Annotated in this window: 12 protein-coding genes; 1 reads left to right on the top strand and 11 read right to left on the bottom strand. The window is 48.6% G+C overall.

The window, feature by feature from the left end; all coding sequences use genetic code 11:
• Nucleotides 1-21 precede the first annotated feature (21 nt).
• Genes LAJLEIBI_RS04330 through LAJLEIBI_RS04310 form a run of 5 tightly spaced genes read right to left on the bottom strand, consistent with a single transcriptional unit; the run spans nt 22 to nt 5,606 of the window.
• Nucleotides 22-1,074: a 2-hydroxyacid dehydrogenase gene (locus tag LAJLEIBI_RS04330; RefSeq protein ID WP_006445050.1), complete on the bottom strand. Its 1,053-nt coding sequence runs from the start codon at nt 1,072-1,074 to the stop codon at nt 22-24.
• A 22-nt stretch (nt 1,075-1,096) separates the two neighbouring features.
• The gene (locus tag LAJLEIBI_RS04325) at nt 1,097-2,083 is read right to left on the bottom strand and encodes an ABC transporter permease (protein ID WP_006445049.1); all 987 of its coding nucleotides are present in this window, start codon (nt 2,081-2,083) and stop codon (nt 1,097-1,099) included.
• Nucleotides 2,084-2,101: 18 nt separating this feature from the next.
• On the bottom strand, nt 2,102-3,100 hold the full coding sequence (locus tag LAJLEIBI_RS04320) for an ABC transporter permease (RefSeq protein ID WP_006445048.1): 999 nt from the start codon (nt 3,098-3,100) through the stop codon (nt 2,102-2,104).
• Entirely contained in the window at nt 3,093-4,625 is a 1,533-nt protein-coding gene (locus tag LAJLEIBI_RS04315) for a sugar ABC transporter ATP-binding protein (RefSeq protein ID WP_006445047.1), read from the bottom strand. The genes LAJLEIBI_RS04320 and LAJLEIBI_RS04315 overlap by 8 nt, the downstream gene beginning before the upstream one ends.
• 27 nt (nt 4,626-4,652) lie before the next feature.
• Complete coding sequence (locus LAJLEIBI_RS04310; RefSeq protein WP_006445046.1) at nt 4,653-5,606, bottom strand: aldo/keto reductase; 954 nt, start codon at nt 5,604-5,606, stop codon at nt 4,653-4,655.
• A 338-nt stretch (nt 5,607-5,944) separates the two neighbouring features.
• On the opposite strand from LAJLEIBI_RS04310, the gene LAJLEIBI_RS04305 reads away from it, so the two are divergent.
• A complete protein-coding gene (locus LAJLEIBI_RS04305; RefSeq protein ID WP_006445044.1) occupies nt 5,945-7,081 on the top strand; it encodes a sugar ABC transporter substrate-binding protein in 1,137 nt (378 codons plus the stop codon).
• Between the two features lie 118 nt (nt 7,082-7,199).
• Here LAJLEIBI_RS04305 and LAJLEIBI_RS04300 read toward each other — a convergent pair whose 3' ends face one another.
• The 6 genes from LAJLEIBI_RS04300 to LAJLEIBI_RS04275 all read right to left on the bottom strand — a co-directional run bounded on the left by LAJLEIBI_RS04300 (nt 7,200) and on the right by LAJLEIBI_RS04275 (nt 12,276).
• Nucleotides 7,200-7,943 carry an amino acid ABC transporter ATP-binding protein gene (locus LAJLEIBI_RS04300; protein WP_006445043.1) on the bottom strand — a complete coding sequence of 248 codons (744 nt, stop codon included), beginning with the start codon at nt 7,941-7,943 and terminating at the stop codon, nt 7,200-7,202.
• On the bottom strand, nt 7,933-8,625 hold the full coding sequence (locus LAJLEIBI_RS04295; protein ID WP_006445042.1) for an amino acid ABC transporter permease: 693 nt from the start codon (nt 8,623-8,625) through the stop codon (nt 7,933-7,935). Before LAJLEIBI_RS04295 ends, LAJLEIBI_RS04300 begins: the two co-directional genes overlap by 11 nt.
• Before the next feature lie 18 nt (nt 8,626-8,643).
• Nucleotides 8,644-9,429, bottom strand: coding sequence for a basic amino acid ABC transporter substrate-binding protein (locus tag LAJLEIBI_RS04290; RefSeq protein ID WP_006445041.1), 786 nt, complete (start codon nt 9,427-9,429; stop codon nt 8,644-8,646).
• Between the two features lie 534 nt (nt 9,430-9,963).
• Nucleotides 9,964-10,791 carry an undecaprenyl-diphosphate phosphatase gene (locus LAJLEIBI_RS04285; RefSeq protein ID WP_040435993.1) on the bottom strand — a complete coding sequence of 276 codons (828 nt, stop codon included), beginning with the start codon at nt 10,789-10,791 and terminating at the stop codon, nt 9,964-9,966.
• A gap of 86 nt (nt 10,792-10,877) precedes the next feature.
• Nucleotides 10,878-11,705, bottom strand: a complete 828-nt coding sequence (locus tag LAJLEIBI_RS04280) for a Cof-type HAD-IIB family hydrolase (RefSeq protein WP_006445037.1) — start codon at nt 11,703-11,705, stop codon at nt 10,878-10,880.
• Nucleotides 11,689-12,276: a hypothetical protein gene (locus LAJLEIBI_RS04275; protein WP_006445036.1), complete on the bottom strand. Its 588-nt coding sequence runs from the start codon at nt 12,274-12,276 to the stop codon at nt 11,689-11,691. The genes LAJLEIBI_RS04280 and LAJLEIBI_RS04275 overlap by 17 nt, the downstream gene beginning before the upstream one ends.
• Nucleotides 12,277-12,331 lie beyond the last annotated feature (55 nt).

The raw sequence follows: 12,331 nt of genomic DNA, 5'->3' as shown, positions 1-12,331 counted from the left end.
TTTTAGAACAGCTCTTCCATACTAATTCATCTTATAGGAATATGGTTCCTCCTTAAAATAATGCCGGATCTCATTGAGCGGACTTTCTATTGACCTCAGGATAAAGTCTCCGCCGTTTCCCGCCACATGAGGTGTGGCTATAATGTTGTCCAGCTTCAGAAACGGATGTCCGTCCGGCAGAGGCTCATCCGAAAATACATCGATGCCCGCGCCCGCTATCACGTGTTCTTCCAGCGCCTTTATAAGCGCCTCTTCGTCGATCAGGCCGGCCCTCGCTGTGTTGACCAAATATGCCGTCGGTTTCATCAGCGTAAGAAGCCGCTCATTTATCATCCCGTGATTCTCTGGGGTCAGCCTGGCATGTACCGAGAGAAAATCGGCTCTCTGGAATAATTCTTCTATCGTGCCTACTATCTCCACGTCCATTTTCTTTGCTGTTTCCGGGTCCGCCCACGGATCGTAGGTTATGATGCTGCATCCAAATCCCTGCAGTCTCTTTGCCACCTTCCGGGCGATGGCGCCAAATCCCAGAAGGCTTACCGTGGAATTTTTCATCATTCCTTCCAGACCCATCACAGAATCCTTCCATTCCCCTTTTCCCCCCATATCGTTCCGGGGCAGTCTTCGCATCAGGGCCAGCATTAAAGTTACCGCAAAATCAGCTACCGGTTCTGCCGCACGCCCGGGTGATGCACATACAGTAACGCCGTGCTCCTTGGCCGCTTTCATGTCTACATTTTCTACTCCGCTTCTCATGACACAGAGCAGTTTCAACCGCTGTGCCGCTTCAAAAAACCGTCTGTCCGCGCCGGAATAATGCATGATGATTATATCCGCATCTCTGATCGACTCCAGGAACTGCGGAGTATGTTCCACCCAGTCCGGCCCTTCTTTCTCCAGCCGCAGATTCGCCTCCCGCATGTTCCCGCCCGCTTTATTGAGCGCGCCCAGATCCTCTGTAAACGCATACTCGACCCCGTATTCTTTAAATTCGTCAAACATCTGAGGAATGCCTCTTACTTCCAGATCCTGTTTTGTAATCAGCCCTTCAGATACAAATACTATTTTTGTCATCTTCTTCTCTCCTCCTGCCTCTTTATTTTTTATGTCCTTTTGACCGAATCACCACCACCATGATGAGCGCGAACAGAAGCATCCCGCCCTGTACATAATTCTTAAGCCACAGCTCGCTTGTGATCATCAGAAGCCCCTGATTGATCAGAGCATACAGCACGGCGCCGACAAGTGTCCCCGGCACATTAAACACCCCGATCTTCCCATAGGCGGCGCCCAGGAATACGGTTGTCAGAGCGGGGACAAACATGTTCTCCCCAAGCGTAGGGGATGCGGCATTCATCTGAGACCCCTGCATGATCCCTGCCAGCCCGCACAAGACAGCTGTGATAACAAACCCTTTCACCTTCTGCATCCTGCCGTCTATTCCTATGTAATCACAGGCCGTCGGGTTTGCCCCTACCGCATAAAGATATTTTCCGGCCCTCGTATACTCTGTATAGAACAGGATCAGCGCCCCCGCGATCACCAGTATCACGACCGGCATCGGGATGATACCGAACAGATACCCTTGTCCCATAAACGTGAACTCCTTCGGCCATGCCGAAAGATTGTTTACATTTTTACTGTTAGTAAGCGCTTTTGCCGCTCCTTTGACAAGATACGATGTCCCGAGCGTTGCAATGAAAGCCGGGATCCCGATCTTCACATGCAGAAATGCATTGTATATTCCAACAAGGCCAAGGACCAGAAGTGTAAGAAGTACCGCCCCGATATAATTATGAAAGGAAGTCCTTCCTAATATGACCGCCATCAGACAGGACGCCAGAGACACCTGCGCCCCTGCCGAAAAGTCCAGTTCCCCTGTCGCAAATATACAGGTAAGTCCCACCCCCATAACACCCACGATGCAGGCGTTGCTCAATATATTCAGCAAGTTGGTGACCTGCAGGAACGCGGGAGAGATGATCCCAAATACAATTGCCGTTGCCGCTGTAAAGAACAGCAGCCAGCGCCGTGCCAACATTCCGCCGAAAAATTCCGGCTTTGATCTATTTTTATCCGCCATCTTATGTTCCTCCTTCCGTCAGCTCTCCAGCTTTACGCTCGGCAGACCGTCTTCTTTGATCAGCGCGATGATCGCGACCGCGACCGTCAGCAGGAGCCCCTGCACGATATCTTTTACGTAGATCGGGTACCCTGCGCTGATGACGCCGTTCTGGATCACGATCATAAGAATGGCTGCCAGCACCGTCCCGGGAACGTTATATTTGCCAAGCTTAAGGAACGTGGCGCTGAGCATGGTGGCCGCGATAGCAGGCATCAAAAGTTCTGAGCCCATAGTCAGAGACACGCTGTTGTTGTAAGAAGCCGCTATCATTCCCGCCAGTCCGCAGAACACACTGCTGATCACAAACGCCCACACCTTCATTCCCGGCACGGAGATACCGGAATTGTTGGCCGCTGTAGGGTTAGATCCCACCGCGTACAGATGCCTGCCAAATCTCGTCTTTTCATAGACGAGGTGCGTCAGCACGGCAAGACCGAGAAATACGGCCACTGCTGCCGGGAGTATTCCGCCGATGCGCATCTGCATTATATTAAAGCTGTCTGGCCAGTCCTTGGAATAAAGCGTAGTCCCGTCGTTGAGAAGCTGGGAGCATCCGTCCACAACAGTGGCCAGCGCAAGTGTACACACGAAGGTAGGCACACCGATCCGGATCGTACAGAAGGCAAGGAACAGGCCGATAGCTGCCGATGCCGCAACGCTTATAAGAAACGCCAGAAACATATTGTTAGAATCCGGGGCTGCCAGAAACTTCCCGAATACCGCTCCGATGACCGTACACTGGGCTCCGATGGAAAAGCTCATCTCCCCTGCCGCCATCAGTATCATATTGCCGAGCGCCAGTACGCCTATAATGCTGCTGAGCGCCAGAAGGTTCATCACATTGTTCAGCATGAGAAACCTTGGCTGTACCGCCTGAAAGATAAGAGCGATCACCACGAGCGCAATGAGCAGGAATACTCTGGACAACTGCTCTTTTATCCCTTTCTTCTTTCTTATGTAAGTATTTTTACCCATCGATTTTTTTCCCCCTAACTGCCACACTGAGGATATTCTGTTTGTCAAATTCATTCCGTTCAAAGCCCTGTATGATATCTCCGTCGGCAAATACATATATTTTGTCACAGACATTCAACAGTTCGTCGATCTCCGATGAAATAAACAGAACTCCGATCCGCTTTGTCTCCTCTTCGCTGTCTGTAAGCTGGCGCACCTTTTGGTATATCTCAAACTTCGCGCCGACGTCGATTCCGTTCGTTGGTTCATCTAAAATCAGAAGACTGATATTTTCAATGGCGATAGAACGGCCGATAATTATCTTCTGGATATTTCCTCCGGAAAGACTGGATATGGACTGCCCCGGAGTATTGTATTTAACATCATTTTCCGAAAGAACAGTCCCCGCGAATTCCCTGCTTTTTCCCTGCTTTACCAATCCCGGGCCTTTGCCTGCCAGTTCTTTTTTCAAAAACAGATTGCAGATATTATCCACGAGAGACAGCGCCTTAAACATGCCGTCTGCCCGTTTCTCAGGAGTCATGATCATTCCCCGGTCAATCATCGTCCGCGTATTGCACTTCGTTATGGTCTCTCCATTGAACTGATACGACTTTTCAGCCTTCCGCAGGCCAAACAGCATCTCCGCACATTCCGTCCTCCCAGATCCAACCAGTCCGTAAAAGCCGACGACTTCTCCCTTATGCACCCGGAAGTCAAGCTGATGTTCTCTGCCGTCGTATACGGCATGTACCGAGTCCAGGATCACAGGCAGTTTTGTAAAGTCTTTTTCCATGACATTTACTCTTCCATAAGACTTTCCGGTCCTTAACATTGCCATTATGACCTGGATCTGCGTCAGGTTGTCCACCGAATCTGTCAGCGTATTTTTACCGTCGGTAAGTACCGCTATCCGGTCTGCCACCGCAAACAGTTCTTCGATCTTATGAGAGATAAATATGACCGCGATATCCATTTTTTCTCTTACTTCTTTTATAAATGCCAGGAACGGCTCCACTTCTCCTTCTCCCAGAGACGCCGTAGGCTCGTCCAGTATGAGGACCTTGGGATCGTTGTAAAAAGCCCTCATGATCTCGATCAGCTGCTGTTCGCCTGCCCCCAGCTCTTCTACCGGGACGTCCAGAGGTATGGACAGATGCAGCTTATCCCGAATCTCCAGCGCTTTTTCATATGCAGTTTTCTCACTTATAAAGCCCTTTCCCGGCTCATTGCCGAGACATATATTCTGTGCTCCTGTCAGCATGCCCACAAGATTGCGCTCCTGATACACCATACTGATCCCGGCTTTCATTGATTCCGTCGTATTGCGGAAGTTTACGTTCCGCCCTTCAAAATACATCTCTCCTTCATCGATCGGATATACGCCTGTAAGCATTTTACAGAAGGTGCTCTTACCGGCTCCGTTTTCACCTATGATAGCCACGATCTCTTTGTTATGTACTTCAAAATCAACATGGTCAACCGCGACGAAATCGCCAAATCGCTTTGTTGCCCCTTGAAATCGCAGAATTGCTTGGTTTTCCACACTCTTTCACCTGCCTGTCTGTGAATTTTACCTGCCTACCGTTTCGTCAATCGCCTTGTCGATCATTTCCATTTCCCCAGCGGTCAGCTCCCATTCCGTGCTTCTGCAGTTTTCAAGAGCCTCCTTGACATTGCGCACGCCGCAGAGCGATGTTGTGACAAAGTCTTTCTGGGTATTCCAGTTCAATGCCACCTGGGCTACCGGGACATTTCTTTCTTCTGCAATTTTGTCAAGCGTCTTCAAAAGCTCCATGACCTGGGAGAATCTTGGCTCCTGAAAATGAGGATACTGGTACAGCTTGCGGATGTCATCGTCGGGCAGTTCCGGCAGTTTGCGGATCGCGCCCGCCAGAAGACCGCTGGCGAGGGAGCTGTGAGTCATAACGCCGATATTGTGCTCTTTTGCCCAGATCATATTATCCTCTTCCCCGCGGACGACCATAGAATAGCCGGACTGTACCGCCGTAATATCTATGTACTGCCCCATTTTCTCCATCTCCGGAATACCGAAATTGGATACGCCGAGATAACGGACCTTTCCTTCCCGCTGCCATTTATTGACACACTCGGCAGTCACCTCAAACGGGACGTTGGTATCCGGCACATGTATGAGGAAAAAGTCAACATAATCCGTCCCCAGATTCCTCAGTGACTCCTCAAAACACCACGACATCCACTCGGGCGAACAGTCGGGATAATTCGGTCCGCTGCCGTCCGCCGGATTCCGGAACCCGCACTTGGTAGTGATGAGCACCTTATCGCGCATGCCCTTTATTGCTTCTCCCACCACTTTATCAGACTCACCAAGCCCATATACCCAGGCAGTATCGATATGGTTGACTCCCTGCCCGATCATTGCGCGGACAGCCTCTATACAGTCTCCTCTTTCAACAGAGCCGTAACCAAGGCCTCCCATTGCCCAAGTTCCAATAGTCATAGTAGATACATCAACACCAGATTTCCCTAATTTTTTGTAGCGCATAATTTTCCTCCTTGAATTTTTCTGTTTATTGTAATTGGCCCAATTAGTTTTAATAATTGAATGTTAGCATATGTTCATTCTATTTGTCAATTGTTCTTTTTTATCGAGATTATTTAACATTATAATATTGTATTGACAAATTAATTTGTGCATTTTATAATATAAAACAACATATATATGAATCATTTGTCCATTTTATTTTAACATTTGTTCATTTTAGTTATCTCAAATGTGCAGATAACGTTTGCAAATGTTCAGTCATGAAAGGAGGATATGCTGGGACAAGGTTCAGAAGAGTAAAAGCGATAGAATAACAAAAGAAAACAAGGAGGAACATTATGAAAAGAAAGTTTCTAAGCGTATTACTGACGGCAAGTTTCGTTTTGGCACTGACAGCCTGCGGCAAAGGCTCAGATGATTCCGGAGGCCAGAAAAGCGCTTCCAAAGCATTTGACGACTATGAGAGACCTGCTGTCGCAGACGAAGAAGAGGTGAGCATTATTTACTTGATCTCAAACATGACTGACGAGAGCAATATCCGCTGCGAACAGCAGGCTGCTGTCGAAGCGGCACACCGCGGCTGGGATTATCAGGTCATCAACTATGAAAAGGAAGACAACTTCAGGGAATACTTCCAGAACGCCATCAGCCAGCAGCCGACCGCCATTATCATCGGTGTCACCCAGTCCTTCGACTCCTATCAGGATCTTGTAGAACAGGCGCGCGGCGCAGGGATCGGCATCTATTCAAACGACAACAGTGTCATTGACGGTGTTATCTCCAACTCTACCATGGACAACGCAGAAGCGGCGAAAGCCATAATGGATCAGGTCGTAGCGGACCATGGCGCTGAACTTAAATACGCCGTTTATGAGCTTGCAATGTCCGAAGTTATGACTCTCCGGGCAGACGAGGCCAAGAACTACGCAAAGGATACAAATCTGGAACTGCTCGATTCTATCGATCTTGCATCCACAGGAGATCTGAACACGGCAGGGTACACTATCGCCCAGACATGGCTCCAGCAGTACGGAAATGAACTTCAGTTTATCTTCTGTTCCGCCGATACACCTGCACTGTCAGCGGCGGAAGCTATCGTTCAGGCGGGAGACAAGACAGGCGAAAAGACATTTGTATCAGGTGTTGACGGCGGCTCTTCTACCTGGAGCTATATCCGCGGCAACACACCGATCAAATATACGTATTCTCAGCCATTTGAATATTTTACTCACATGACATTTGAAGTCATAAATGACATTCAGGTGAAAGGCCTGAACCCCGGCGATGACGGATGTACGATCTCCAAAGCCGGCGAATATATGACAGCGCCCGGCATCGTTACGACCGCCGAGAATTGTCCGGCCGCAGGCGACTCTATCCATTCGGTATTTGATTTCTACGGGGAGGATCCCGACAACGAAGATGCGTGGTATAACTGGACAGACGGCCCTGGCATATATGAGGTCACCCAATAGCAGCCGCTGCTGCAGAAAAAGAGCCGGAAACAGACATAACTGCCTGTTTCCGGCTCTTTGTTACGGACGCAGAAGCACACTTGCGCAGTCCTGCGCATCTGCCCTTCTGCCGTTCATATTACAGAATCTTAGAAAGGAACTCCTGCAGTCTCGGTTCTTTCGGATTGCCGAAAAATTCATCCGGGCCGCCCTGTTCCTTGATCTCCCCTTCGTCCATGAAGATCACTCTCGTCGCCACTTCCTTTGCAAATCCCATCTCATGCGTCACGACTACCATCGTCATGCCGTCTCTGGCAAGCTTCTTCATAAGCTCCAGCACTTCCCCGACCATCTCAGGGTCAAGGGCAGATGTCGGCTCATCAAAGAGCATTACTTCCGGGTTCATTGCCAGGGAACGAATGATAGCTATTCTCTGCTTCTGTCCGCCAGACAGCTGGGACGGATATGAATTCGCTTTCTCCTCAAGCCCTACAAGCCTCAGCAGATCCATGGCGCTTTTCTCCGCCTCTTCTTTGCTCTTTTTCAAAAGCTTTACCGGCGCCAGTGTGATATTCTGGAGAATCGTCTTATGGGGAAACAGGTTAAAATGCTGAAACACCATTCCCATCTTCTGACGGTGCTTGTTGATATCTACATTTTTCCCCGTAATATCTGTGCCTTCAAAATACACATGACCTCTGGACGGTTCCTCCAGCAGGTTCAGCGAGCGCAGAAATGTAGATTTCCCGGAGCCTGACGGCCCCACGATCACTACTACCTCGCCTTTTTTTATTTCCTCGGAAACTCCGTTAAGGGCATGCAGTTCCCCGAAAATCTTGTGAAGTTCTTCTACTTTGATCAAAGTCTCTCCGTTAGTGGTCACTGCTCCTTAACCTCCTTTCCAGCATATTTACAAGCTTCGTAAATATCAATACCATCGCCAGATAGATAAGGGCAACGCCGATGAGCGGCATAAAGGCGTCAAACGTCTGGCTCCTTATGATGTCACCGCCCTTTGTCAGATCCTGCATGGCAATATAACCGGATACGGATGTCTCTTTCAAAAGCACGATAAATTCATTTCCGAGAGCCGGCAGTACATTCTTGAACGCCTGAGGCATAATAATATGTATCATCGTCTGTGTATAATTAAAGCCCAGGCTGCGTCCCGCCTCAAACTGCCCGTTGTCGATGGACATGATCCCGGAGCGGAATATCTCCGCCACATACGCGCCGGAATTAATGCCAAAGGCGAGCACCGCCACGATCACTTTATCGATGTCCATGCTGCCGAATATAACAAAATAGATGATCAGCAGCTGAACAACCACAGGGGTTCCTCTGATGACTGTCAGATACAGCTTGCATAATAGATTTAATATCTTAAGCTTCCCTGTTCTGTCATATGTGGAACGCACGATCGCTACGAGAAAACCAAGCGCGATACCGATAAGCACGGCAAAAAACGTGATCTTTAATGTAACGCCCAGGCCGTCCAGTATATATTTCCACCTGGATTTTGTTATAAAATTGGCAACAAATTTATCCTGCAATGTCTGTAACATAGTCTACATCCTTATCTTTTATTCTGCATCATCTGCATTGATGTATTTATCAACGATCTCATCCAGCTTGCCGTTATCTTTAAGCTCATTCAGCGCGTCATTTATCTTGCCCAGCAGATCTTCATTTCCTTTGTCTACCGCAAGCGCATACTCTTCTTCCGTAAATGCCTCATCCAGGATCTTGATCCCTTCCGCCTGTTTTACAAATTCTTTTGCAGGCTCTCCGTCAATGACAACCGCATCGATCTTGCCCTGCTGCAGCGCCTGAACAGCCTCAAATCCTTTATTGTAACGTTCTACTTCCGCATCCTCGATGTCACCTGCGTATATATCTCCTGTTGTTCCAAGCTGAACACCGATCTTCTTGCCTGTCAGGTCGTCAGGGCCGGCAACCTTGCTGTCTTCCTTCACCATGATCACCTGTGTAGCCTTTGCATAAGTATCAGTAAAATCTACATTTTCTTTACGCTCATCCGTAACAGTAAGACCCGCCGCGCCGAAATCAGCTTTACCGCTCGTAACTGCCGGAATGATCGAATCAAAAGCCATATCCTCGATCTTCAGCTCCATTCCAAGCTTATCAGCGATCGCCTGCGCCACCTCCGCGTCGATACCGACCACATCATCTCCGTCACGGAATTCATACGGAGGAAACTCCGCATTCGTCGCCATCACAAGAGTATCCTTAGACTTCTTATCCCCGTCGTCACTCTTCTCCTTCTTGTCCGAACCACACGCAGCAAGAGAAACCACACAAGCTCCCACCAACAAAACACTGACCAGTTTTTTCAATTTCATAACCATATTCCTCCAAATTCACCTGATTGATTTTTGTGCATAAAAATACAAGTCTAGTACATATTTTATCATGTTTCCCAAGAAAAACAAGAGAAATCTGCTACAAAGGAAGAATTTATTCCTAGAGGTCTATAAAGATCAGTAATATACATTAAACCAAAGAAATTTAAGCCCTATACACCTTCCCCAGACACTATATCCATGTTAACACCCCCTAAAGCCTGCGGCTGATAAAGCTGTTGAGCCTTGGCGAAGGACAGGAGGCCCGAAGGGCCGCACCTGGCCGCTGCAGAACGTTCGGAGGCAGACGAGGGAGCCGTTGCTGCAGGAAGAGCCGGAATCGGATACGGGGATGTTATCTCAAATAACATCCCCGAGAGCCTCTGAGGGAGGAAATCCCTTCAGGATTTCCTTCCGAATAGGCTCGGTTATCCGATTCCGGCTCTTCCTGCTGTTACGGATCCCCGGCTGCCGCAGCGCTTCTGCAGCGGCCAGGTGCGGCCCTTCGGGCCTCCGTACACCCCCAAAACACAAACTTTATCACCCCAGCAAAATCTGAACACCTGTGTATATGACTATGATTCCGCCAAGCGCTATCCTATACCAGCCGAACACCTTGAAATCATGCTTCTTAATATATCCCATCAGGAAGCGGATCGCCACAATAGACAGTCCGAAGGATACGACACATCCGAGCATGAGCAGGCCAAATTCTGCCCCGGTAAAATGAAATCCGAATTTGATAAGCTTTATAAGACTCGCCCCAAACATCGCCGGTATCGCAAGAAAGAAGGTAAACTCCGCCGCGATCTCCCTTGAAACACCGATGATCAGCGCTCCGACGATCGTTGCGCCTGACCTGGAGGTACCGGGTATGAGCGCAAGCATCTGGAAAAAGCCTATCCAGAGCAGCATCGGAACCGTGAGATCCGATATCCTGTTGACACTTGGTTTTCTGTGAGCGTTGCGGTTCTCAATGATGATAAACAGCGCGCCGTACAAAATAAGCATAACAGCTACCGGAAACGGTTTATAGAACAGTTCGTCGAGGATATCATTAAAAAGAATACCGATGACTCCCGCCGGAACGGAAGCTATCACTACCTTGATCCACATCTGCCATGTAAGCATCTTCTGTTTGCCGGTCTTTTTCGGCGAAAACGGGTTCAGCTTATGAAAATACAGTACGACCACCGCCATGATCGCCCCAAGCTGTATGACCACGTTGAACATTTCCATAAACCCGGCCGACATGCTTGGCTTCAGCACATCTCCTACAAGAATCAAATGACCGGTACTGCTGACCGGCAGCCATTCTGTGATCCCCTCTACGATCCCCAGAATAATTACTTTAATAATGTCTAACATCCTTTTCTCCCTTCTTATACACATTGGATATCTGCAGTCCGCAGCAGCGTCTGCGATTTTCCTTACGCGGCTTTCCCGCCGTAAGACTACAATACATATTCTTCAATGATCCGCGCGACACCTTCTTCATCGTTGGATACTGTCACGATGTCAGCCGCAGCTTTCACTTCATCGGAACTATTGGCCATCGCTATGCCAATCCCTGCCTTTTTCAGCATCTCTATATCATTCGCGCCGTCCCCCAGCGCCAGAATCTCTTCCTTTTTAATATGAAGCATTTCGCCAAGCGCAAGAAGCGCATTTCCTTTGTTGACACCCTGCACGCTTACTTCTATATTATTGACCAGCGCGCCGGTCACCTCGATCCCTTCGATCTCGCTTAGTTCCTCGAGCGCCTTTTGCTTATCCGCAAGGCTGGCAAACACCGCCTGCACCTTATCTACCGCCCTTCCCTCGGATTCAAACTTTTCTCTGATATCAGCCACCGGTGTCCTTGTAGACAGAATATAATCTCCCATAGCCGATACTCCGAAGAAGTCTCTGATCCGCCTGAGCATTTTCTCTTCCGCAAATCCGGCTCCGTCATAATATACTTCTCGTAGTGTATCATAATGTTCGTAAATATCCAATACTTTTCGGGCAATCTCCGGCGGAACAGGCTTTTCATATATAACGTTGCCGCTCACAGTATCCACGACCCTCCCGCCGTTGGCCGTGATGGCATACCGGATGCCGGGATAATGCAGTATTTCCTCCGGTATTGCGCCGAGCGGCCTCCCTGTTGCGGGGAGAAGCACGATCCCTCTTTCGGAGGCTTTTGTAATGGCCTTCCCGGCACGCTCTGTAAATACCTTTTCTGTAGTCAGCAATGTGCCGTCCAGGTCAAATGCCACCATCTTAATATTCTTTATCATATACCGTCAGTTCCTTTCTGTCTTTGGAAAACAGCAGCAGTGACTGGCTGATTTTGTCTGAAGAGCTCTCATACGCCTGTCTTCCGTGGTCTGCCATCTTTCTTACGACTTCCTCCTGGGCGGCTGCCGCAAAGAGTACCATATCTTTCGTCGGCGCCATCACGACAATATCATCCTTAAGCTTATCTACACATACCTGCCAGATATGCTTAAAGCAGAGTGAGCTGCATTCGTGATGTCCGTCCGCTATAATGGCGAACGCGCCGTACCATGTGTTTCCTATTACAAATTCCACATCCCGGATAAGATTTTCACATGACTTATGGTATAGTTCTTCTATATTACAGTCCGGGGGCAGCATATTGTCTTTGAGCACTTCAAACGTGTCCTCACCCCGCCTGATCACAAATATTATTTTCAGGCCTCCGGTAAAAGATATGACCGGTGTGTCTTTTTCCGATATATGTTTCCCGTTAAGCGCATGGCTGTCCGTAAGTTCTTCTTTTATCCACGGATATATGGCATCTTTGATGTTATCATATCTATAGTGCTCTTCTTCATATTTTCTCATAACGTTTTTCCTCCACGTTCTTACATTCTATGTTCCATTTTAACAAAATTTGCTT

Origin of the sequence: [Clostridium] hylemonae DSM 15053 (genome assembly GCF_008281175.1) — a bacterium.
Classification (GTDB): domain Bacteria; phylum Bacillota; class Clostridia; order Lachnospirales; family Lachnospiraceae; genus Extibacter; species Extibacter hylemonae.
Note: the sequence above shows the minus strand (reverse complement) of the source record. Positions and strands in the feature narration are given on the sequence as shown.